We start from the raw sequence: 23,525 nt of genomic DNA, 5'->3' as shown, positions 1-23,525 counted from the left end.
GTCCTGGTGACGCTCTTCCCGCATGGGGCAAATGTTGGACCAACGGGTCAACTGAACCAATTGGTGTGATTCCGTTACCATGTTTATCCTTGGGAGTGATAAACAGGTGGATAAATAAAGTTTTCTTGCCAATTGACTTAATGTTCCTTTTTTTAAGAAATCCCGACCATTGACCATCACCGACTGGCGGGGATAATATAATAAGTGTACTTTTAGGTGTTCACAAGAGGTCCGGTAAGTTCCTGTCATCTTTTTCTGTCAGCACTATTGGACAGGGTCCTTAGACATTTTGATGATGGAATGTCATTTACTTTACGCTAGGTGGAGAGGTTCCTGTTTGTGCCAAACTGCTTTAAATAGATAAAGCCACTGATAAGGACCAGGGCTATGCCCGTAATATTGGTGATGGTGGTAGAAAAACCAAGGAACAGGATAAACATTCCCGATATCAAGAGCCTTTCGGAAAACCGAACCATTTCCATTGCTTCCAGCTTTTCAATATTTCTTGAAAGCCGGTAAAGTTCCTTGTCGATCTGGATCTGGGCAATGATGATCCATACCAGTGAAACCCCAAGAATAAGCAGCCCCATTGTATTGATTACAGGTAAGTCAAAGGCGTCCAGCGGCAAGAATATATAATAGAATTGGGGCAAACCTGCATATACTATGGTCATAAGCCCGAAGCAGGAAAAGATCAACCAATAATAACCGCTTATCCTTTTTAGCAGCTTATACTCCTTGACCATTTCTGGCCGTGCAACTTCCTTGATGGAGAACCTGTCCATCCTCAGCTTGTTCCAAAAGAGGATGACCAGGGTTACGACCACCATAAAGGCCATCAGGTAAACCTGTAGTTTGGGATTGGGCATATTGGGAATGTTTGAATATGAAATCGATCCGCCATTTCCGGCCTTTTGCAAAGTAAAGGGATTTCATTTTATCGGACAACAGTTTGGTGGAAGGGATTTCAAAAGTTGACTTTCTGTTGGGTAGGCAGGGGATTTTTCTTGGTTGTCAACCCTAGGGGTTAGCTAACCCCCAATTAAGACCAAATTTATAAGTGATTGCTGCTGCGATTAAGCCTTTGAAAACCTTGTGTTTACTTAGTGATAGTCTGATTGATTCTGGTTGCCATTTCTATCTTTTTTCCCTTTTCAAATTCTTCAATTCATTTTCAAGAATTCTAATTTCTTCTTTAAGATTCATATTCATTTTAAGAATTTCATTGTGACTTTCTAGGAGGCGATGGTATTTATCTTTCCATTCATAAGCTGTTTCTGCATTTAGTTGCTTATTCCTTTTATCGTATTCTTGTTTAAATGATTGGAAAGATATTTCCTTAATTATCTCGGGAAACTCAAAAGATAAGTCTCGCCACATTGCCTTAGCATATTTAGTAATAATTTGGTAGGAAAGATTTTCAATTTGATAATGTTTATATAATGTTCCAGGTTCATACCCTGCTCTTTTAGCAATAATTTTTCCAGAATCAGGATGAGAATTAATAATCGATTTTAATACCTTACCTCTATGCACTATAGTACTTGTTATGAATACTGATTATTTAAATGCAAGGTAAATATTCGTTATGTATAAAGTCTATATGTAAAAAGTTGTATTTTAGTATAATTAAGTGTATATTTATGTATTGAGTTAGTGTTTTAAACTTTATTTATCAATAAAAAACTGTAAACAAAAAACTATGCCTGCATGATTTAGTTTCTTGAAAAGAATAAATTAATTTAGCGAATCTTTCGTAAGACATTCGAAGCATTCGCACTTTGCGTCTTGAAACTGGAAACGACCAATTCATAAGGAACGAGACAAAAAGTGGGGAAATGCTCACGCCATTGGCGTGAGCTACTCGCTTGTTCGTTCCAAGGTGCTTGGTCGTACCTCAGTTTCGGCAAGAAGGAGAGCTCACGCTTTATTTTTTGCGAAAGACGTTCCATAAAAGACTTTACAAATATGGGACTTATTGTATATCCTTTTTTATTAAAAGACAATCAAATTGATATTCCTGCTTGGGTTTATCCAAAAAGAACCTTGTACATACAAATCAAGCAAGGAATCACCAATTTCGAGATCGTATTCCGTCGTAAACCAAAAAATCCAATATAACCGATTATACAATGGGTGCTTTTGCCTGCTCTCGGCTTGACCCATTTTCCTAGTTGTTCCTTGTCTGCTTTTCGGCAAGTGATTTTTGGCCGCCTTCGGGAGGCTAGCACTGCTGTCCATTTTTCCGGTTGCCCGGGATACCGGAAGGAGACCAGTGATATTCAATTTATTTCTTATCCAGGTAGAAAGTTGATGACCTTTTTAATAAGGCCTTGATCAATTAATGTGTTCTTGGTAAATCTGGTGGTCACAGATGCGCTGCGTGTTAGGACATCGTGACAACTCCCGATAGGGTCATCCTCTCTACCCAACCCTAATATAGCATGAATAAAAAAATATGTTTGTGCTTCCTGGCATACCTATGCCTATTTGGAAGCAAATTATATGGGCAAGTTGCTTCATCAACCACTACCGGAGATACCAGGGTGACTGCCCCTTCTTCACTAGTGATCCATGGGGAGATTATCAGTAAAACACCAGTGGATACCGTGACGGCAGTGTTCTGGGAGCATTATGTGGATTCCAAAAAAGGAATCACAAAAACAGAGACCATACCAGTTGCCACAGAAAAAGGAAACGTTTTTTCAGGAACCATGGGCTCCAGAGGTTTCTGCATAAAAACCCCTTCGTTTTCTGGGATGGCCTACCTGAGCCTGAGATACCCGGGGGGGACGCTTTGGAAGCGGTTTCACATCACCGCAGGGGATACCGTAAGGACAATAATAGACCTGGACCGGGCAGCCATGCTGTTCAGCGGGCCCGATGCGGAAAGTTATAGGGTACAATACCAATTGGCCATGGAGGAGCTGCTGGCAAAAAAAAGGACGGTGCCCGTCATGTTTACGGCAAATAGAGAAGCGTTCCTGCAAAATGACGGATATGATGCAGCCTATAAAAAAGCAGCTTCGCTTTCCAAAACTGGATTGTATCCCCTGATGCGGTTTGTCGAAGGTCCGGAGGATAAGTATGAACTGATCAAGACCTTACTGCCGGAAGGTCAGGTAAGTGTATCCGAAAACAGACTGGAAGAATACCGTGACAAGATCCCCCAACTGCTCCATGGAGTGCTCCGGGCCGACCTTACGGCCAAGAGGTTGAACCGCCTGCTGGACAGCTTTAACCGGTACATGGACGGAGGGGAAAAGTATAAAAGTCTATACGGGGAAAGGATATTGCCATTGACAGAGATAGCATTTGCTGATGAAGTGGTCGCCAATTCTTCGGATTACACCGACCTGCTATTGCTGCGGTCCCTGATCATTTCACGAATGGAACGCAAATCCCCTGAATCCCTTTTCGAAAACTATGCCCCACCGGTCCGAGACTATTTGACGGTCAAGTTTATGGCCAGGTACCACAGGCAGTTTGAAGATGTCAACGAAAGGTTCGCACAGGCTGAAGAAAAGGTCCAGGCTGAATGGATAAAGCATGTCCTGGCCAATATGGCCTCTTCAATGAATACCGGAAAGCCCTTTCTGGATGTGGCCCTTGAGGATATTGATGGAGAAGAGGTGCATTTAAATGAACTCAGGGGAAAGGCAGTGTTTATCGACTTTTGGTTTACCGGATGCAAGGCCTGTGTCCTTTATCATGAGAACCAAATGGAGCCCCTGATGGAACGTTTCAAAAATGATGACAGGGTGGTGTTTGTATCCATTAACACCGACCAATCCAAAAAAGTCTGGAAACGGTCACTTGAGTCGGGGAAATATACTTCCCAAACGGCCTTGAACCTGCATTTAGGGGACATGGGCAATAAGCTGTTGGAGTATTACCGAATCCAATCCTTTCCCGTTCAGATGATGCTCGACAGCAGCGGGAATGTATTCCGTTCCGGACTTCAGCGCAAATCTGTTGGGGACATGTCGGCATTGTTAAGGAAAGCAAAGAATCCCTCCTGGTAATTTATCCAATATAATATGAAGCTATGAAAAGAAATGCTATACTCTTAATTGTGCTGTTTTTTTGGGTGGCAACGCCTTTTTGTTTACTGGCCCGTCAGGAAACGGTAGTCAAAGGAAGGGTACTGGCCAGCGGATCCAATGCCCCACTTCCCGGTGCACTGGTCAGGATAGAAAGAAGCACCATTGGCGGTGTTGCCGACATTGATGGTGGCTTTGAACTCAAAGTCGCTAAAGGTGAATACACCCTTACGGTCAGCTATCTTGGTTACATGCCTGTTTCCATGGAAATTGCTCCCCCGTTAGATGCACCCCTGGAAATTATGCTTAAGGAAGACAGTCTTTCCATGGATGCCGTGGAAATAGTATCTACCGGTTACCAGGAACTCCCAAGGGAACGTGCAACAGGATCTTTTGTACAATTGGACCGTGAACTGTTGAACAGGAAGGTAAGTACCAACCTGCTTGACAGGATGGAAGATGTCACCTCAGGAATGGTGTTCAACCGCTTGCGGGACGATGAAAGTCCCGTAACCATAAGGGGAAGGAGTACCCTGTTCGCCAATACCAGTCCACTGGTGATCGTCGACGGTTTTCCCTATGACGGTGCCCTTGAGAGTATCAATCCCAATGATGTAGAAAGCATTACCGTGCTCAAGGATGCGGCGGCGGCATCCATATGGGGGGCCAGGGCTGGAAACGGGGTAATCGTCATTACCCTGAAGGATGGGGAAATTTCCGAGAAACCCATCATCAGCCTGACGGCCAACCTGATCCTTTCCGAAAAACAGGATCCCTTTTACGTGCCGAGAATGGGAGTGGGGGAATTCGTGGACTTCGAACGGAAACTTTTCCGGGAAGGTATATATGAAAGCAGGGAAAATTCCTTTTCCCGGGACCTGTTGTCCCCAGTGGTCGAAACGTTGATAGCACACCGGGATGGACTGGTTGATGACCGGGAACTGGAAATGGCCATTGACCAATTTAAATCCAGGGATTTCAGAAGGGACATTGAACGTTATTATTACCGACAGCGGCTCGACCAACAATACGCACTTTCCATGCGGGGGGGGAATACCGGGCACAGGTATATCTATTCATTGGGCTACGATCAATCCCTTCAGGGTACAATAGGGAACAAAAACGACCGGTTTACCCTGAATGCCAAGAACAGTTGGACCCTGTTGGGGGACCGTTTTAAGGTAGAGACAGGGATCTATGTCTCCAGGGCAGGGAACCATTCCGACACCGCAGTCCCCTCAGGGTTTGCCTATGACCGATTGGCGGATGAAAACGGAAGGCCATTGGCGATTGGGAAACTCTACAGTACCCGTTACATGAACTCGTTGGAGGGAACCGGCCTCTTGGACTGGACCTATGTCCCGCTGAAGGAAATAGGGATGTCGGACAACCTTTCCGTGGAAAACGACATGCGTGTAAACGGCAGGGCAAGTTATAAGGTAGTGCCGGGCTTGACTGCAGAGGTTGCCTACCAGTACTGGCTAGGGGAAAACAGCACGAGAAACCACTATAGGCAGGAACTGTTCTCAGAAAGGACATTGATCAATTCCTTTACCCAAGAAGATGATGACGGTACCCTTGTCAGGCCGGTACCGATGGGCGGAAGACTGGAGCTTTCCGAACTTAAGGGGCAGAGCCATACGGTTAGGGCCCAGGTAAGGTACAATGGCAAATGGAACGGGGGGCACCAAGTCAGTGCCCTGGCAGGATCCGAAGTGAAGGACCTTCAATCGGAGACAAACTCCAATATCCTTTATGGATATAAAGATGATATTGGGCAGAGCGTACCGGTCGACCATGTTACCCTGTACCGTAATTATGTTAACCCGTATGCCTACCAGGCCATTCCCTCAGGGGAAGGTCAGGAGGGATTGGTGGATCGCTTTGTAAGCTATTATGCCAACGCAGCATATAACTTCAGGGAAACCTACTCCATTTCCTTGAGTGCAAGAAAGGACCAATCCAATATATTTGGCGTGGATTCAAACATGAGGGGTGTTCCCCTTTGGTCGGCAGGAGTGGGATGGTTGCTTTCCAATGAAGGTTTCTATGCCTCGGACTGGATGCCATATTTACGTTTTCGGGCAACCTACGGGTATAGTGGCAACGTGGACAAAAGCCTCAGCGCATACACTACCGCCCGCTATGCCATGGACAATTCCCTGATCCCCAACCTGGGCATTGCCTATATAAGTAATCCGCCGAACCCCAATTTACGGTGGGAGAAGGTGGGCATCACTAATGTAGCTGTGGATTTCGAATCACGCGACAGCAGGTTAAGGGGGACCTTAGAATATTACAGGAAGCTGGGAGAAGACCTGATTAGCAGCGCCCCCTTTCCAGCCAGCTCGGGGAGGACCTGGGTAACCGGCAATTTCGCGAACACTGCTACCTCGGGCATCGACCTGTCATTGGACTGGACTGTGGTCAAGGGAAGGGATTTTGCCTGGAACACCAACTTGTTGTACAGTTTTGTGAGCGATGAGGTGACCGATTATAAAGTAGAGACCTCCGTGGCAAATTTCCTGGGAAGTTCCACCGGAACCACTTATCCCAAGGAAGGGAATCCCATCGTGACCGTGTACTCCTACAAATGGGGAGGATTGGATCCCGCAAATGGACAGCCGATAGGGTTCGTGGACGGCGAGCCAAGTACCGATTATGGTGAGATCATCAACACGACCGAAGCCGATGACCTGGTACTCCACGGAAGGGCGCACCCCGCGCATTTCGGGGCCTTGAGAAATACACTGGACTTTGGGGGGTGGAGTATTTCGTTTAACATCAGTTATCGAATGGGCTATTTCTACCGAAGGAGATCGGTAGGTTACAATTCGTTGTTGACCGGGAATATTGTGCATGGGGACTATGCTGCCCGATGGCGAAGGCCCGGGGATGAGCAAACTACCCAGGTACCTGCGGTTCCTTCAGCGGTCAATTCCCATAGGGACAATTTCTACCAGTTCTCTTCCCAATTAGTGGAAAGGGGTGACCATATAAGATTACAGGACGTAAGGGTCGGATATACGGTTGGGGCGGATTCCAGCCCGTTGTTGCCCTTTCGGAGGGCCGAAATCTTTGCCTATGCCAATAACCTGGGCATTATCTGGAAAGCGGCCAAGGACGATCCACTTGATCCGGATTTCCAGACATCAAAGCCTTTGAGAAGCATAGCCTTTGGTCTGAGAATAGATTTATGAAACCACAAACAAGCAGCCCTGCCCATTTATTTATATGTTCAACAATAAATAAAATCTACCTGAGTGCATCATGGGAAAAACGGGCAGTGGCTGCTTCATATATCAACGGGGATGTTGAGGAGCAATTCCCGTTTATCATATTATCAATGCCAATATGAAACATAAATCCCTTACCGCCACTTTCTTCATATGTAAACCATACATTATTCAATTTGCGGGAAAAATCTCCATACGGGAGATCGGGATTTATACCCTTTACATACTGCAGTCATTGGCCTGGAAGCCTTTGACCTGATCTCTGATAGGTAAACAATAGCAAACATGAACAGTATACAAAATCATATTATTATGGCCATGATCATCAGCATAGTCCATCTTTTGGCCTCATGCAATGGGTTCTTGGATGAAAAACCCAATAAGAGTATTGTCATTCCGGACAACTTTGAGGCCATCCGGGCCATATTGGACGCATCAGAATCAATGGGGAGGTCCGGGGCCATTCCGGTGATGGCGGCCGATGAATTTACCACTGATGCGGCGGGCCTGGCAAGGTGGCAGGCACAATGGCAACGGAACGTGTATCTGTGGGATCCGGCACCGTTTTCAGTTAGCGATGCCCCCGGGGATTGGGCCACGATGTACCGCCAGATTTTCAATGCCAACGTGGTGTTGGATGAGCTTGAAAAATTAAAAGGCCAGGACGAAGAATTATATAACCGCTATAGGGGCCATGCGCTCTTTATCAGGGCATGGTCCTATTTCAGCCTGAGCCAGGTTTTCCTTCCCGCAAACCTTGATGGGGCCGGTAATGGCCCGGTGATTCCGCTAAAGCTCACCCCTGAGCTGGAGGCTCCATATGAAAAAGTGGGGGTGTCTGAAATTTATCTACAGGTGATGGATGACCTGCTCGAAGCCGAAAGGTTATTGCCGATGAAACGACAGTATCCTATCCGTCCCGGGAAAACGGCCTGCTGGGCGTTGATGGCCCGGATTAACCTGGCTTTTGAACAGTATGGGCTGGCAGAAGACTATTCAGCAAAGGTGCTGGCACAATCCCCGACGCTGTTGGATTTCAAGGCCCTTGATGATGGTATATTTCCCTTTGAACAGTTCAATGAAGAAGTCATCTTCCACGCCCAGCTGATAGGATACGGCTTCACCGGGTACCCTTCTACCAAGGTGATGGATGAGCTCTATGAAAGTTATACGGAAAATGATCTGCGAAAAACAATTTATTTTACAACCAGATCGGGAAATGTCAACCTTATGGGAACATTGACAGGTAACCATGAGACATTCTGCGGCTTAGCTACGGGGGAGGTCTACCTTATCCATGCCGAATGCCTTGCCCGGAAAGGTGATACTGCAGGTGCCATGGGGCTGTTGAACGAACTGTTGTCCTATCGGTATGATCAATCTTTTGAGCCATTGTCGGCAACCGGCCAAACCGATGCCTTGGAAAAGATCATCCTTGAACGCAGGAAGGAGCTTGCCTATAGGGGAACAAGATGGTCAGACCTGAGGAGACTGAACAAAGACCCGAGGTTTGCCAAAACTATAGTTAAAATACTTGACGGAATGACCTATACGTTACCCCCTGGTTCGGAAAAATATGTGCTTCCGGTACCTCCTAGGGAAGATAACTTTGAATAGGTAAATAGGGCAGGGTAGCTATCCCTGCCCTATAATAAAGAGTTGGATTTCCTTTCTTTCCTACTAAGGCTCGATAGGATCCAGGTCTTCGTTCAATAGTTCAAATTGTTCCCGGTCATTTTCACCGATTGGAGTTGACGTGTCGGATGGTTGGCTGTAAGTACAGTGACTTTCAACCTGTACTTCGTTGCATTGGTAGTCAACGCCCTCTAGAACTGTTGCAGGTGAAACATCATACCATTCAGTACCATTTTCACTTCCGTATTCTCCCTGGATATCTCCTGGCACATTGAATGCCAGCGCGCTGGCCGCTGCCAGTACAAAAGCCAGCAACGGCATGTTTTTCAATAGTTTTTTCATGATTGAAATCGGGATTTTTGACCATCAAAATCCCATAAACGTTTTATGGTTAGGTTGCCTACTCTTTTTGGGATTTTCGGCTTCCTCCGTTTGCTGCCAGGGAAAAGACTAATCTCACCTAATGACTTTTTCCCGTGAGATTGGGCAGCTGTTGTTGTTTTTCCTCTATGTTGTTTTTTGTTGCCTCATCAGCCCTATGGTTCCCAAGAGTATAAATGCCGCGTTGAACAGTAAATGTCCATTCCAGCCTATGGCCTCAAGAAAGCCCGCACACGAGCAGGGGACCCGGGGAAATGTACCTGCCCAGACCAGACCGATATAGGTAGTAAAAACGGTCATCAACAGTGTTGAAAGCAATAGGGCTGTTTTCCTGGTTTGTCCGTACAAAAGCAATAAGGCCAAGAGCAATTCCATGGTCAGGACAGTCGGGGCAAGCCGTTCTGCCCATTCCAGGGGAAATACCTGGTTCCTGATTTCTCCAAGGTAGCCATCGTAATCCATAAGCTTTTCCATGCCCGTAAATGTCCATAGGGACAGGTAAAGGATGATTGCCATTTGATATAATGGATCTTTAAAATTTGTTGCTATTGTTTTCATTGCTACAAATTCGAGGATAATATAAAAAATAGCAATAGGAAGTTCGGTCAGTAGGAAAATGTCATGTTTTGGATACGAAAATGTCCTGTATTTGGGGCGTAAATAGAAAAATTTCCTTAAGAAACTTGACTTGGTTTTTGAACTGTTTGTAGTTTGATTTTGTAATTTGTTGAAAACCATTGTTTTAATGTGTGGTCGCTTTGCCTTTTTTTGGTAAGGGTTTGGATCTTTGCCATGTCTGACCATTGGTTTTTTTAACCTAAAAAATGAAACTATGAAAAAGTTAACGGACCTCGAAAAGCTGAAAAAAATGCTGGACAATTTTTACAAGGTGGACATGGAGCACTATGAATCCATTGAGCACAGGATCAAATTTTTCACCTACCGTAAAAAGGACGTGATCAGAAAAAAGGGCAGGGAAGAAAACGAAGTATGTTTTGTCATGGAAGGGTTGGTGGGCATTACCCTCAACGACAGGCTACGCCGTGTATACCCGCCACAATATTTTGCCATGGACATGGCCAGTTTCGAAAAGCAGATGGACAGCAACCACGAAGTGGTCGCCCTGCAGCCTTGCAGGGTGGCCTGTTGCTCCAGGGATAATTTGGAGATGATCCTTCCCCATGTTAACGGTTTTAAAATATTATATGATAGGGTGGTTGGCCATACAGATAACTGGGAGGGATTTTGGACGGATATTGATGGGCTTTCCTATAAAATAGCCTGGCCAATGGTCAAGGAAAAATTACAGGCCGAGATGGGAAACCTTACCCAGAAGCAGTTGGCACAGCTACTGAATATCTCCGTCAGGACAATGGCAAGGATCATGACCGAACCTGAAGGAAAGAAAGCGTCCCGAACAGCCATGGTTTTTTGTAAGGGGTTTCCCTTACGGACCCATCCCAAAGGGAATGTCATCAAAGGCTCCCTGGATGCCTGGAGGACTTATTTTTTTGTGGCACTGAGCAATATCACCGCAAAAACCCTTAGTGAAATGAAAATGGAGTTTTTGGTGGGCCGTTTATATCCCCTTGGAAACGAGGATCTGGTGGCATGGGCAGGTAGGTTGATCTCCCTGCTGACGGCCATTGATGTTTTTATGTACCAGATACCGGTAAGGGAACGCTCCAAATATTGGAAGGAAATAAGGACCTGGATGGATCCCGGCCTACAGGCCCAAACAAAGGGGGACGTGCCGCTACGGGGACAGGCCTATGCTTCGGCAATAAAGGACCTGTTCGATGAAATTTCCATGGATGCCGAAAGAGCAGATTTCCTATTGGCACTGATAGGAACCCATGTTGTCGAAAGGGATTGGCAATTTTCCAACTATCCCATAACCACGGAACCGGAATTAAGAAGCTATGAACGGCAACGGCAGCGGTTTTCAGAGGGAAAGCTGTGCATGCAGCTGTTAAAGATCGTCTATCATGGGATTTGGCAGGAACTGAAGGCCGATGCAGGTTTTTTGGAAACCTATATGGAAATGGGCACGAGGCTGGTCTTGTTGTCCAATGAAATATTGGCAGTGGACACGGTGGTTTTTGAGGACCTCCCCCATAACCTGGTATACCTGAAAAGCAGGGTAGAAGGTAAGGACAGGAAAAAGGTGGTTCGGGAACTGGTAAAAGGCTACATGGAGGAAAAGGAGCGTATGTATGCCTATAAAAAACAGTTCCTTTCCGCAAAGAGGAAAGAAACGGACGGGAACCTTTTGGAATTCATTTCCTTGGTGGAAGGACAGGTCGCCGGGTGGGAAACCTGGTACAGGAAAGTGCTAACGACCATAAATAAAACCAACTGAAAACATGGACATTCAGAATTTTGCCCATAAGCTCAGGGATCGCCTGGGCAGGGAGCTATCGCAGGTAAATATCCTCGGAGAGGACCGTTTGTTCCAATTGGAAACGGCACACAAAAAGGCAGAAAAGGCCCTGGGGGAACTTGATTTTATCCTTGCTGGATATGTTTTTGGTAATGAAGCAGAGGAAATTCACTTTTTTAAGCGAATAAAACCATATTTCCATTCAGAGTCCATCTATTATGCAGAACTGTTCAACCTGGAATCCGCACGGCCTACTTCCCATAGGGGAGACCAGCTCCAGTACCTTAGAAAAGAACAGCGAAAACTTCAGGCATTTTTGGGTTTGAACCGAGACCTTCACCATTATTTTGTACTGGACAGGACCCATCTCGACCAGCATTACTTTTTACGTTCAGGCAGGACAGACTTTTTGGCGTCAAGGGCCTTCCATACCCCGATCGATAGGCGCTGCTGTACAGTGGCCAGCCTAGGGGTAGCAACCATTCTTGCCGCGATCAGGATCAACGAGTATATCAATGCTGCTGTCCAATCCCTGGAAGGGACTGTGGATACATCCCAAAAGCCCTTGAAACTAAAATGGACGGGGAATAAAAACCAGTTGGTAGAGCTTATATATGCCCTTAAAGTAGCCGGGGTGCTGAACCATGGGCAGGCAGAGATCAAGGAAGTGGCCAAAGTTTTAGGACAACTCCTTGGTGGGGATATGGGCGATGTCTATAAGCGGTTCCAGGAGATCAGGATCCGTAAAAAGGGAAGAACGGTGTTTCTTGAGGCCCTGAAGGAGAAACTGGAGGATTATATTTTGGAAAGCGAAGGACTCTAGGGATATCTTAGACCACCTGGATAAACGAAGTTGGGACCACAGGGTCAGAGAAGTTCCATTGTAAGGCAGTGTTTTACCGGTTTCTTGTTGGAAAACAGGGCAGACAGTAGTGGGAGGTTTTCCAGAAAAAACCAGGGCAGTAATTTAATCGTGGGGACCTTGCCATTTGATTTGGCCTTCTGGTTCGACCCTGGACAATGGTTCCCGTGTTTTTAAAAGGTCGGGGTTTTCAGCTGATATGGCAGCGGGAATTTTTTTTTTTACCGGAGTCCGCTCCAACTGGTGAATTTTTTATGCCGTACTTTTTGAGATTTGAGCCATCATCAAAACCTAAATGGATATGATCGGATGGAATGCAATTAGCCCCGGATTTTGGTGGGCCACAGTAGGCCTGCTACTGCTCTATTATGCTATTGTCCTGCTCCTGCTTTTTGGCCCGGCCTATTTGCTGGGAAAATGGTGGGGCAGGGGTGTTCCCAGGCCCCATGAAACGCAAATGGTAAGCGAGGAAAACCTCAGTAAGGCATTCCGGGAATACGCTCAAATCTACCAGCGGATCGAGCGGCCGCGCTTCAGTTATACTACCGGCAAACTGCTCGTCCCTTCCCATATCCAATTGGACATGCTTACAAAAGAACCCTTCTGCCGGGCGGTGGAAAGGGAAAACGCCAAACCATCACAACATGACAAACAACCAACTCAGTAAAGGGCTGCTGGCCCTCTTGCTGGCAGGGATTTCCCTGTCGGTATTCGGGCAGGACGGCAATGCCGGCATCATGGAGGCCACCACCAAGGTGCGGAGCTACTTCCAGTCGGGAGTCAACCTGATGTACGCCATCGGCGCCATCGTCGGGCTGATCGGCGCGGTAAAGGTCTTCAACAAGTGGAACTCGGGAGAGCCGGACACCGGAAAAGTGGCCGCCGCCTGGTTCGGCAGCTGCGTGTTCCTGGTCATCGTGGCCACGGTACTCACCAGCTTCTTCGGTTGACATGGAACGGTTTACCCTCAACAAGGGCGTCAACAGGCCGGTTTCCTTCAAGGGACTGCAGGCACAGTACATCCTTTACCTGGGCATCGGCCTGGTGGTATTGCTGCTGTTGTTTGCCATGGGCTATGTGCTGGGCATATCCTTTTGGACCAACGGCGTGGCCTGTGGCTTCATGGGCTACCTGCTTGTCGAAGGGGTGTTCAGGATGAACCGAAAATACGGAGAACATGGCCTGAAAAAGCGCATGGCCCACCGCAAGGTGCCCATGGGGATCAAAGTGCGTGACAGGGAATTTATCAGAAAACAAGACCGCAAAAAACATGGATAGCCACAATGTAAAAGAGATGATCGATTGGTTTCCCATCGGCAAACTGGAAAAGGGATTCCTGGTTTCGGGCGCAGGTGACATCACCGCGGGCCATGAAGTGCAGCTGCCGGAAATCTTTACCCTTGACGGCCCGGGCTATGCTGCCCTACAGTCGGGTTGGGCCAAGGCGATCAGGCTCCTTCCTGAAGGAACGGTGCTCCATAAGCAGGATTGGTTTGCAAAAAAGCAATTCGACGGGCTTGTCCGAAAGGAAGACCAAGGCTTCCTGGACAGGGGCAGCGGGCTGTTCTTCCATGAGCGTCCCTATCTAGACCACTGTTGCCATCTGTTCCTCACCCTGCCGAGAAAGGGGAAAAAGCCGACCGACCTGGCCACTTCCAACCTGCTTTCCCCAAGGTTCCTTTCCGCGGAGCTATTGGATGCAAGAAGGATGGAGGAATTTGAAAACGTGCTGGGCCAGTTCGTCCAACTGCTTGCCGACAGCGGCATGGAGGTCCGGCGTTTGGAGGAGGCTGATTACCTGGGGACCGCCCAAAGGCCGGGGCTATTGGAACAATACCTCTTTTTGGATCCCGGAGATGGAAAGCCCCGGGTAAGGGACATTGCCTTCAGGCCGGAACTACGGATTGGTGCGGCCAAGGTACAGGTGTTTTCCCTTTCGGAGATGGACAGGCTCCCCAATGTGCTGGCCGACCAGATCCCCCATGAAGCGTACAGCACCGACAGGCAGGCCTATGCCATCGGGCAGGCGGCACCCCTGGGACAGCTGTTGGATATTGACCATGTCTACAACCAGTACGTGATCGTGGAAGACCGGCAGGCGGTGGCAAAAAAACTCGAGAGCAGGGCACTTCGCATGCAAAGCCTGGCCCATTATTCCCGGGAAAACCTGCATGCAAAAGAGGCGATACAGGACTTCCTGAACGAAAGCATTGCAGAGGGCAGCCGGCCGGTAAGGGCACATTTCAATGTCCTTGCCTGGTCGGAGGATCCGGAGGAGAGCAAATCCATCCGGAACAAGGTCGGGGCGGCCTTTGCCAGGATCGATGCGGTGGCCAAGGAGGAAAGCCTTTCGGCCCCGCAGCTCTTCTGGGCGGGGATCCCCGGCAATGCGGCGGCCCTTCCCATAGAGGAGACCTTCCTGACCTTTGGCCGGCAGGCCAGCTGCCTTTTCAACATGGAAACGGGCTATGTCTCCAGTCCATCGCCATTCGGCATGCGGCTGGCCGACCGGCAGACGGGAAAACCCGTCAACGTGGACCTCTCCGATAAGCCCATGGAGCGGGGATGGATAACGAACCGCAACAAGTTTATCCTAGGCCCCTCGGGCAGCGGCAAGAGCTTCTTTACCAACCATATGGTGCGCAGCTACCATGCCCAGGGTGCCCATGTGGTGCTGGTGGACGTGGGCCATTCCTACCGTGGGCTCTGCGAGCTGGCAGGAGGTTATTACTTTACCTATGAAGAGGACCGCCCCATCTGCTTCAACCCCTTCCACCTGGGCGGCAGGGTGCTGGACACCGAAAAAAAGGAAAGCATCAAGATCCTGCTGTTGGCCCTCTGGAAAAAGGACGACGAGACCTTTACGCGCAGCGAGTACGTGGCCATCTCCAATGCCCTTGGCAGCTATTATGACCAGCTGGATACCTTTCCCTGCTTTGATAGCTTTTTTGAATTCTGTTCAACCGGGTTCAAACAGCAGTTGGAAGCGCAGGGCGTAAAGGACCGGGACTTTGACATCGACAACTTCCTCTACGTGCTGCGGCCCTATTACAGGGGCGGGGAGTTCGACTACCTGCTCAACGCCCGGGAAAACCTGGACCTACTGGAGCAGCGCTTTATCGTCTTTGAGCTGGACAACATCAAGGACCACCCGATACTGTTCCCGGTGGTGACGCTGATCATCATGGAGATCTTCATTTCCAAGATGCGAAAGCTCAGGGGCGTGCGGAAGATAATCCTGATCGAAGAGGCCTGGAAGGCGATTGCCAAACAGGGGATGGCCGAGTACATCAAATACCTGTTCAAAACGGTGAGGAAGTTCTATGGCGAGGCGGTGGTGGTCACCCAGGAAGTAGAGGACATCATTTCCAGCCCCGTTATCAAACAGGCGATCATCAACAATTCGGACTGCAAGATCCTACTCGACCAGTCCAAATACCGCAACAAGTTCGACGGGATCCGGGAGCTGTTGGGATTGACCGAAAAGGAGACCATGCAGATCATGTCGATCAACAGGGCCAATGAGCCGGGAAGGAAGTACAAGGAAGTCTTTATCGGCCTTGGCCCGGTAAGCAAGGTGTACCGTACCGAGGTGTCGCCCGAGGAATACCTGGCCTATACCACCGAGCAAAAGGAGAAGATAAAGGTGCAGGAAAGGGCCAAAGCCTTTGGCGGGAAATTGGAAAAAGGCATTGCGGCAGTGGCCGCGGAAATGAAAGGAGGGCAGGAATGAGGGTACCAAAGGCATTTAAGATCGGGATACTGGCCGGGCTGCTGCTTTTTGGGGCTCCTCAAATGCCCCGATCGGAGGCGGCAGTGCCGGCCTATATCCTGGAGATCATCCGCAAAGGGGTAAAAAAGGCCATTGTGGCGATCGACCTGAAGATCCAGCGGATGCAGAACAACACCATATGGCTGCAGAATGCGCAGAAGGTGCTTGAAAATGCGCTGAACAAGCTCAAGCTGGAGGAGATCGCCGGGTGGGGAGAGCGGCAAAAGGAACTGTACGGGGATTATTACGATGGCCTCTGGAAGGTGAAAAGCGCCATAAGCCAGTACCAAAAGGTCAGGGACATTGCCGAAATGCAGGGGCGACTGGTGGGCGAATACCAAAAGGCCTGGCAGCATATCACCGCAAGCGGGCAGTTCTCGGCAGAAGAGCTGCGGTGGATGGAAAAGGTGTATTTGGGCATCCTTGACCATTCGGTGCGCAACCTCGAACAGGTGCTCGGCGTGGTCAGCGCCCTTAACCTGAAAATGGACGACGGCGAACGGCTTGCCCTGATCGACCGGGTAGAAAAGAAGGTCCGCTTCAACCTCAATGATCTGATGCGCTTCAATGAACGGAACCTGTTGATCGCGCGGCAGCGCAGCCATGCCAAGGGGGCAATCAAAACACTAAAGGAAATCCATGAACAGACAACAGATAACAACCCTGCGGGAGCTTCTTGACCTGGCCCACCGCTGGATGCCCGTCCTGAAGGCCAAGGGCTATGACGGGGCCTACCATTGCCAGGCTGCCCATCCCGGGAAATTTACCTCGTCCATAAGGGCCTTTATCAAAGGGTATCTAAAAGGGGAGGAGACCTATCCCAATGAGGGAATCCTGATGGGCACCTACCTGCAATGGCAGGGAGAAGGCCACCCCCATACGACGGCCTACCTGAAATTGGAGCCCAATGAAAAAGGGAACTGGAGACTTGCCCACATGGAGCTTTGCCACCAGGACCGGTTTGGATGGACCATAAAGGAAAGAAGGCTGTCCCCCGGGGATATCCGGGACATCCCTTCCCGGAAACTGGCCATTTCAATGGTCAACCCGATGGAACAACAAAAATCAAGACGATATGGAATTTAAAAAGAAAACAATCCGGCTACTGGTGGTTCTGCTATTGGCGTTTACTGCCACGGCAAATGCCCAGACCTTCAGTGAATGGTTCCGGCAGAAAAAGACCCAAAAGGAATACCTGGCCAAACAGGTTACCGGCCTGCAGCTCTATATCGGTTATGCGCGGAAAGGCTATGGAATAATGCGCGATGGCTGGAACACGGTCCAGATGGTCCGCAACGGGGAACTTAACCTGCACGGGGATTTCTTTGGCGGCCTGGCCTGGATCAGTCCTGCTGTCAGAAATTACAGTGTTGTCCCGGAATTTATCGCCCTGCAGCTCCGCCTGCTGGGCCGGATAAAAACGGCCAAAAAGCTGTTTGCCGCCCAGGGTAGGTTGAAGCCTTCCGAAAAGCAGTATTTCGGACAGGTATTCGACAATGCGGTGTCAACGGCATCCAAGCTACTGGACGAGCTGATGGCCGTGGCGCTGCAACCGGGACTGGAGCTTTCCGAAGGGGAGCGCCTGGAGCTGGTCGACCGGCTATACGTGGAACTACAGGGACTGGACCGTTTTCTCCGGGCATTCAACCGGGAAAGCTACCAATTGCTGCGGCACCGGGCCTGGCATGCGGGGGACTTGGGGACCATTCGGCAACTACATCAATTGAAAACACCATGAAACACTATTTGACGATACTATTGCTGATGGGCAGTCTGTGGGGTACACCGCAAGTGGCGATGGCCCAGGTCGGCGAAACCGCCCAGCTGCTGCTCAACGTGGAAAAGCTGAACCGGTTCAAACAGGTCCTCGACGACATGTACAAGGGCTACCGGACTTTGAGCCGTGGCTATAATGCGGTAAGGGACATTGCCTCGGGCAATTTCTCTTTGCACAAGCTCTTTATCGACGGGCTCTCCGCGGTCAGCCCGGTGGTGAAACGCTACCATAAGGTGGGCGGGACCATCAACTACCAAAAGCTCATTTTGGATGAATACCGCAGGGCCTACCGCCAGTTTCTCGACCGTGGTCGGTTTACCCGTGAAGAGCTCGATTACCTGGTCCTGGTATACGGCAACCTGCTGGACATGAGTGCCCGCAACATCGAAGAGCTGCTGCTGGTGGTCACCGGGGGAAAACTGCAGATGACCGACAGGGAACGGATGGCGGCCATCGACCGGATCTTTGATGAAATAAAGGACCGCTATGTATTTGTGCGCATCTTTAATAATGAAGCGGCGGTACTGAACCGCCAGCGGAAACAGGCTTCTGCAAATCTTGGAACCATCAAATCCCTACAGCCATGAAAAGGGGAATAGCTACATTATTGCTCGTGTTCCTTGCCCTAGGGACACATGCCCAAGGCGTGAGCGGAGGGGCAGGGGGACTCCATCAAGTGTTGGACCGCCTCTATGTGGACATGGTACCGCTGGCATCCGAGCTGATCGGGGCGGGCAGGGCACTTGCGGGGTTTGCGGCAATATTTTATATCGGAAGCAGGGTATGGGGACATATCGCACGGGCAGAGGCGGTGGACTTCTATCCGCTGTTGCGCCCCTTTGCCCTGGGCATGGCCATCATGCTCTTCCCTTCCGTGCTCCATTTGATGAACGCAGTACTTTCCCCACTGGCAGGGGCCACCGGAAAAATGGTGGAAGGATCCAATGCGGCCATCGAAAGGCTCCTTGCCGAGAAACAACGGGCATTGGAGTCCACCGAATACTGGGAAATGTACGTGGGGGAAAGCGGCAGTGGTGACCGGGATAGCTGGTATGAATACACCCATCCCGAGGGCAGTGAAGAGGGTTTTTGGGACGGGCTGGGCAACGACATCAAGTTTGCCATGGAAAAGGCCTCCTTCAACTTCTCCAACTCCATAAAAAAATGGATGAGCGAAGTCCTTGAAGTGCTCTACCAGGCCGCAGCCCTGTGCATCAACACCATCAGGGTGTTCTATTTGATCGTGCTCTCCATATTGGGGCCGATCGTGATGGGCATCTCCGTATTCGACGGTTTTGCCCATAGCCTCCGCTCCTGGATAGCCCGCTATATCAACGTGTACATGTGGCTTCCGGTGGCCAATATCTTCGGGGCCATTATCGGGAAGATCCAGGAGAACATGATCCTGATCGATATCGGCCAGGTGGAGAATGCTGGCAAGACCTTCTTTTCTTCCACCGATACGGCCTACCTGATCTTTCTGGTCATTGCCATCATCGGCTACTTTACCGTCCCCTCGGTGGCCAACTACATCGTCCATGCGGCTGGCAGGGACACGCTGCTCCACAAGACCAGCAGCATGGTGACCTCTGCACCCGTTGCGGCAGCCAAAACCCTTACCTGATATGTTCGAACACCTGACCAATATCGAAACGGCCTTCGGGCATGTGAAACGCTTCAGCCTGGTGCTGTCCATCGGGGCAGTACTGCTGGCCCTTGGGTCAATATTGCTTTCCTACCGCTTCCAGCAGCAGGCCGCAGAGCGGGTGTACATCCTTTTGGACGGGAAGGTAATGGAAGCTTTTGCCGATGGAAGGAGGGACAACCTGAAGGTGGAAGCAAGGGAGCATGTCATCCGTTTCCATGACCGCTTCTTTGGGCTTTCCCCGGATGATGACCTTATCGAACAAAGGCTCGCCGAGGCCATGTACCTTGGCGACGGGTCAGTCCGGGACGCCTACCAGGTGCTGCGGGAGCAGGGCTATTACGACAGGCTGGTGACCGGCAACATCAGCCAGGAAATCCAAACGGACAGCATAGCCCTGGACATGGGGCAAAGCCCCTATCGCTTCCGGTACTATGGATCCCAGGTCATCACCAGGCCCACTTCCAAGCTGACCAGAAGGCTGGTCACCACCGGTGTGCTCCGGGAAATGGCCCGGTCCCGCAACAACCCGCACGGTCTGCTGATCGAGAAGTGGGAAACACTGGAAAACAAGGACCTCAAAATCGAAAAAAGATGAAACAATGCCCCATTGCCCTTGGCACAAAAGTGAAAACACCACAGGTGTTGGAAATGATAAGGGATGTACCCACATCGCTTGCCCTTGGCCTGGACAAAATGGACCGACGGCTCTCCAACCAGAAGCGCATCCTGCTATATGGCCTTTTACTCGCCCTTTGGGCAGGGACCATTGTCCTACAACTGACCGCCGGAGGGAACGTGGCAGTCGTTTCTGCCACACCTGATATTCCACTGGGGGAATATAGGCCTGTAATGGATACAACTCTTCACCAATCAAACAAAGAAAAACCATGAAAAGACCAAACACCAGACAACGGACCCTACTGCTGGTCCTTCCATTGTTCGTCCTTCCCCTTGCCCTCGCATTTGCCTGGGCAGGGCAGGGATTGCGAAATAAAGACGATGCTGAACGATTGCCCATCGGCTTGCGGGCCGACCTTCCCGGGCCCCAGCTGGAAACACGGGAACTGGGCAAAATGGAGCTCTACCAAAAGAAGGCCAGGGCAGACCAGCGTAAACGGGAAATGGCACGGATGGATCCCTATTTAAGGGAACGGGAACAGCCAACGGCAGGCAAGTCCGGCGAACTCCTGCCGCTCTCCAAAAAGGGAAGCCTAGACCACCGCGCGACAGAGCTGATGGAAAAACTGGAACAGCTCGATCGGCAGTTGGTGCGTCCAAGGGAAGGTTTACCACCTGAAAGCTCGCCACATAGGCCAGCACCGGTCAAAAAAGAAATCCCCAGCGGCCTTGAAAGGGATATCGCCCAGTTGGAAGGGCTGATGGACCGTATGCAGCCCAACGGTCCCGATCCCGAAATTCAGCAACTGGAAGGCATGCTCGAAAAGATCCTGGATGTCCAGCATCCTGAACGGGTAAGGGAGCGCCTACGCGAAAAGCAGTTGGAAAAAGCACGATTTACCGTCGAGAAGGAAACAAAATGGCTTTCTGAAAAGAAGGAAAGTGATCCTAAGGAAACCCGCGGCCAGGAACAGAATGCCTTCTACGGACTGGAAGGGCACAGCCCGGTGGTACATGTGGTGGAGCCCGCCATTGCAGCAGAAATTGCAGAGGAGACCGTCCTGGAAAGGGAAGGGAGGATCAAACTGAAACTATTGGAAAAGGTGCGGGTAAACGGGATGGAATACCCCTCGGGAAGTATTGTTTATGGCAGGGCCTCCCTGGACGGGGACCGCGTAAAATTGGTGGTCAGCTCCCTGCGGTCGGGCAACCATATATTGCCCGTGTCACTGGAAGCCTATGACCAGGATGCCATGGCGGGCATTCCCATCAGTGGAAACCTAGGGAAAGAACTCCAGCAGGGTGCCGGTGATGCCCTGGTGACCGGATTGCCCAACATGTCCTCGGGCATGACCCTGGAAACACAAATTGCCTCGGCAGGTGTGTCCGCGGCAAAGGGGCTTTTCAGGAAAAAGAAGAAGGCCATCAAAATAACACTGAAGGCCGGACATCCCATTTTATTGGTCAACACCGAAAATGCATAATCAAATGAAAAATACCATGATAATTTTTGCGGTCCTTTTTTCACTCCATACAGGATCGCTGTCCGCACAGCAACAACTGGAAATACGGCCCATAACCAAAGATGCGGTGTTGCCGGCCTATCCGGTCAATGTTGGCTGGGACCATACCACCGCACTGGTCTTTCCCGGGAAGGTGGTGAGCGTAGATAGGGGACATGGCAGTGTCATGGCCAAAGTAGAGGAAAAAGCACCCAACCTGTTACTGTTAAAGGCCGGAAAACGCTCTTTTTCCCCCACCAACCTCCATGTGGTCACCGCCGATGCCCGGCTGTACCATTTCAGGATCAGCTATGGTGAATCACTGGCACGGTCTTCCATTAATATTGCCCGTCAGGAACTGGGGTTTTGGAAAAATGTACGGCTTGCCGCCAGCAGGCTGGCGGCTGATGAGCTGGAAAGGGCAGGAGGTGCCGTGATGGAAGAAGAAGCGTTCCTTCGAAGGACGTCCAGGGATTACCGGATGAAATTCAGGCTGGAAGGCATTTACCAAAAGGAGGGATTGCTCTTCTTTAGGTTCCGTGTGGACAACCGCTCCAGGTTGCCCTATAGCGTGGAAGGCCTTCTTTTTACCATCACCGATAAGAAGCAGGCCAAACATGCCTCGCTGCGCGAAGGATTCCTTGACCCGCTCCTGCTCGAATGGCAGGACGGGAAAGGGATTGCTGGTCACCGGAGCAATGTCCTGGTAGCGGCCTTTCCACAATTTACCCTTTCGGACAAAAAACAGTTGGTCATACAGCTCAATGAAAAAAACGGGGACAGGAACCTTCGCCTAAAGGTCAGGGGCAGGGACATCCTGAAAACAAGGAACCTGACCGATGTTCAACCTGAAAACAACTAAATGATGGACCAGGAAAATTTGGAATACCTCAAGGAAAAACTAAAGTACACCGGTTTTGATACCGACCTGAACGCTGCACTGGAAAAGCAGATCAAGGCAGGCAACGAAGCCTTCCAATTGCCACACCAAATGGAAATAGAGGGCAGGAAAATGGACTTTTCCCTTCACTTCAGAAAGTCCAATACCTCGGAGCGGTACTTTCTCAACAAGTACGATGCGAGCCTGCACAATCCCAACCCTGAAATTGCGCCCAAGCAGCACACTTTCTACAACAACCAGTCGGTGACGGCCAAGGAGGCCTTTAACCTGTTGGAAGGCAGGGCAGTGAAAAAGGGCATGCTCAACCAGGAAAACGAGCCCTACCAGGCATGGATGCAGCTGGACTTTTCGGAAAAGGACAAGAACAACAATTTCAGGATCGAGTCCTACCATGAGAACTATGGCTTTGACAGCAAGGAGGCCCTGTCAAAACTGCCGATCAAGGAACTGCAGGATCCGACCAAGACCGAATGGATGGTCAAGGCCTTTGAAAAGGGCAATGTCTATCCGGTGACCATGGAAAAGGGCGGCAAGGAGGAAATCATGTACGTATCGGCCAACCCCAAGTTCAAGTCGGTCAACGTCCATGATGCGGAAATGAAAATGGTCAAGACCAATGACCTGATCCTGGGCAAGGACAGGGGAAAGGAGGCAAAGCAGGTCCGGCAGGAAAAAAAGCAACAGGCCGCAGGAGTGAAGAACAGCCCCAAGGAACCCAAGAAGGGGAAAGGGGCGAGGATGTAAGGATTTAGTACATATAATTAATG

23 protein-coding genes are annotated in these 23,525 nt (G+C 49.8%); 19 read left to right on the top strand and 4 right to left on the bottom strand.

Annotation, left to right across the window (positions count from 1 at the left end; translation table 11 throughout):
• Positions 1 to 317 precede the first annotated feature (317 nt).
• Together FDP09_RS21690 and FDP09_RS21685 are read right to left on the bottom strand one after the other, a co-directional pair.
• Positions 318 to 869: a hypothetical protein gene (locus FDP09_RS21690; RefSeq protein ID WP_137404596.1), complete on the bottom strand. Its 552-nt coding sequence runs from the start codon at positions 867 to 869 to the stop codon at positions 318 to 320.
• 268 nt (positions 870 to 1,137) lie between these two features.
• Positions 1,138 to 1,536: a hypothetical protein gene (locus tag FDP09_RS21685; protein WP_137404595.1), complete on the bottom strand. Its 399-nt coding sequence runs from the start codon at positions 1,534 to 1,536 to the stop codon at positions 1,138 to 1,140.
• Positions 1,537 to 2,444: 908 nt separating this feature from the next.
• Between FDP09_RS21685 and FDP09_RS21680 the strand changes: the two genes are divergently transcribed.
• From FDP09_RS21680 to FDP09_RS21670, 3 genes are all read left to right on the top strand, one after another.
• Entirely contained in the window at positions 2,445 to 4,025 is a 1,581-nt protein-coding gene (locus FDP09_RS21680; RefSeq protein WP_137404594.1) for a TlpA family protein disulfide reductase, read from the top strand.
• Positions 4,026 to 4,048: 23 nt separating this feature from the next.
• Entirely contained in the window at positions 4,049 to 7,243 is a 3,195-nt protein-coding gene (locus FDP09_RS21675) for a SusC/RagA family TonB-linked outer membrane protein (protein ID WP_137404593.1), read from the top strand.
• Positions 7,244 to 7,564: 321 nt separating this feature from the next.
• Positions 7,565 to 8,896: a RagB/SusD family nutrient uptake outer membrane protein gene (locus tag FDP09_RS21670; RefSeq protein WP_137404592.1), complete on the top strand. Its 1,332-nt coding sequence runs from the start codon at positions 7,565 to 7,567 to the stop codon at positions 8,894 to 8,896.
• 63 nt (positions 8,897 to 8,959) lie between these two features.
• On the opposite strand, the gene FDP09_RS21665 is transcribed toward FDP09_RS21670, so the two are convergent.
• Positions 8,960 to 9,256, bottom strand: coding sequence for a hypothetical protein (locus tag FDP09_RS21665; RefSeq protein WP_137404591.1), 297 nt, complete (start codon positions 9,254 to 9,256; stop codon positions 8,960 to 8,962).
• Between the two features lie 165 nt (positions 9,257 to 9,421).
• On the bottom strand, positions 9,422 to 9,811 hold the full coding sequence (locus tag FDP09_RS21660) for a MauE/DoxX family redox-associated membrane protein (RefSeq protein WP_229683310.1): 390 nt from the start codon (positions 9,809 to 9,811) through the stop codon (positions 9,422 to 9,424).
• Positions 9,812 to 10,127: 316 nt separating this feature from the next.
• Between FDP09_RS21660 and FDP09_RS21655 the strand changes: the two genes are divergently transcribed.
• The 16 genes from FDP09_RS21655 to FDP09_RS21580 all read left to right on the top strand — a co-directional run bounded on the left by FDP09_RS21655 (position 10,128) and on the right by FDP09_RS21580 (position 23,502).
• Positions 10,128 to 11,657 carry a cyclic nucleotide-binding domain-containing protein gene (locus FDP09_RS21655; RefSeq protein ID WP_137404589.1) on the top strand — a complete coding sequence of 510 codons (1,530 nt, stop codon included), beginning with the start codon at positions 10,128 to 10,130 and terminating at the stop codon, positions 11,655 to 11,657.
• A gap of 4 nt (positions 11,658 to 11,661) precedes the next feature.
• On the top strand, positions 11,662 to 12,501 hold the full coding sequence (locus FDP09_RS21650; RefSeq protein ID WP_137404588.1) for an RteC domain-containing protein: 840 nt from the start codon (positions 11,662 to 11,664) through the stop codon (positions 12,499 to 12,501).
• Positions 12,502 to 12,841: 340 nt separating this feature from the next.
• Positions 12,842 to 13,207, top strand: coding sequence for a hypothetical protein (locus FDP09_RS21645; RefSeq protein WP_137404587.1), 366 nt, complete (start codon positions 12,842 to 12,844; stop codon positions 13,205 to 13,207).
• Entirely contained in the window at positions 13,185 to 13,490 is a 306-nt protein-coding gene (locus tag FDP09_RS21640) for a DUF4134 domain-containing protein (RefSeq protein ID WP_137404586.1), read from the top strand. Before FDP09_RS21645 ends, FDP09_RS21640 begins: the two co-directional genes overlap by 23 nt.
• A 1-nt stretch (position 13,491) precedes the next feature.
• A complete protein-coding gene (locus tag FDP09_RS21635; protein ID WP_137404585.1) occupies positions 13,492 to 13,818 on the top strand; it encodes a DUF4133 domain-containing protein in 327 nt (108 codons plus the stop codon).
• Positions 13,811 to 16,273 (top strand): TraG family conjugative transposon ATPase, encoded by a 2,463-nt coding sequence (locus FDP09_RS21630; RefSeq protein WP_137404584.1) that lies wholly within the window; start codon positions 13,811 to 13,813, stop codon positions 16,271 to 16,273. Before FDP09_RS21635 ends, FDP09_RS21630 begins: the two co-directional genes overlap by 8 nt.
• Positions 16,270 to 16,992 (top strand): conjugal transfer protein TraI, encoded by a 723-nt coding sequence (locus FDP09_RS21625; protein ID WP_137404583.1) that lies wholly within the window; start codon positions 16,270 to 16,272, stop codon positions 16,990 to 16,992. The genes FDP09_RS21630 and FDP09_RS21625 overlap by 4 nt, the downstream gene beginning before the upstream one ends.
• Positions 16,952 to 17,398, top strand: coding sequence for a hypothetical protein (locus tag FDP09_RS21620; RefSeq protein ID WP_137404582.1), 447 nt, complete (start codon positions 16,952 to 16,954; stop codon positions 17,396 to 17,398). Before FDP09_RS21625 ends, FDP09_RS21620 begins: the two co-directional genes overlap by 41 nt.
• Positions 17,388 to 18,050, top strand: a complete 663-nt coding sequence (locus tag FDP09_RS21615) for a hypothetical protein (RefSeq protein WP_137404581.1) — start codon at positions 17,388 to 17,390, stop codon at positions 18,048 to 18,050. The genes FDP09_RS21620 and FDP09_RS21615 overlap by 11 nt, the downstream gene beginning before the upstream one ends.
• Positions 18,047 to 18,676, top strand: a complete 630-nt coding sequence (locus tag FDP09_RS21610) for a TerB family tellurite resistance protein (protein ID WP_229683311.1) — start codon at positions 18,047 to 18,049, stop codon at positions 18,674 to 18,676. The genes FDP09_RS21615 and FDP09_RS21610 overlap by 4 nt, the downstream gene beginning before the upstream one ends.
• The gene (traJ, locus tag FDP09_RS21605) at positions 18,673 to 19,713 is read left to right on the top strand and encodes a conjugative transposon protein TraJ (protein WP_137404580.1); all 1,041 of its coding nucleotides are present in this window, start codon (positions 18,673 to 18,675) and stop codon (positions 19,711 to 19,713) included. The genes FDP09_RS21610 and traJ overlap by 4 nt, the downstream gene beginning before the upstream one ends.
• A gap of 1 nt (position 19,714) precedes the next feature.
• Positions 19,715 to 20,332: a conjugative transposon protein TraK gene (gene traK / locus FDP09_RS21600; protein WP_137404579.1), complete on the top strand. Its 618-nt coding sequence runs from the start codon at positions 19,715 to 19,717 to the stop codon at positions 20,330 to 20,332.
• On the top strand, positions 20,329 to 20,628 hold the full coding sequence (locus tag FDP09_RS21595) for a hypothetical protein (protein ID WP_137404578.1): 300 nt from the start codon (positions 20,329 to 20,331) through the stop codon (positions 20,626 to 20,628). Before traK ends, FDP09_RS21595 begins: the two co-directional genes overlap by 4 nt.
• Positions 20,625 to 21,839 carry a conjugative transposon protein TraM gene (gene traM, locus FDP09_RS21590; RefSeq protein ID WP_137404577.1) on the top strand — a complete coding sequence of 405 codons (1,215 nt, stop codon included), beginning with the start codon at positions 20,625 to 20,627 and terminating at the stop codon, positions 21,837 to 21,839. The genes FDP09_RS21595 and traM overlap by 4 nt, the downstream gene beginning before the upstream one ends.
• Positions 21,840 to 21,843: 4 nt before the next feature.
• Positions 21,844 to 22,719: a conjugative transposon protein TraN gene (gene traN, locus FDP09_RS21585; protein WP_187328743.1), complete on the top strand. Its 876-nt coding sequence runs from the start codon at positions 21,844 to 21,846 to the stop codon at positions 22,717 to 22,719.
• Positions 22,720 to 23,502, top strand: a complete 783-nt coding sequence (locus FDP09_RS21580; RefSeq protein ID WP_229683312.1) for a hypothetical protein — start codon at positions 22,720 to 22,722, stop codon at positions 23,500 to 23,502. It begins immediately after the preceding gene.
• Positions 23,503 to 23,525 lie beyond the last annotated feature (23 nt).

The sequence above is a fragment of the Echinicola rosea genome, assembly GCF_005281475.1.
Taxonomy (GTDB): domain Bacteria; phylum Bacteroidota; class Bacteroidia; order Cytophagales; family Cyclobacteriaceae; genus Echinicola; species Echinicola rosea.
The sequence above is the reverse complement of the archived record's forward strand: the minus strand, read 5'-3'. Positions and strand labels throughout refer to the sequence as shown.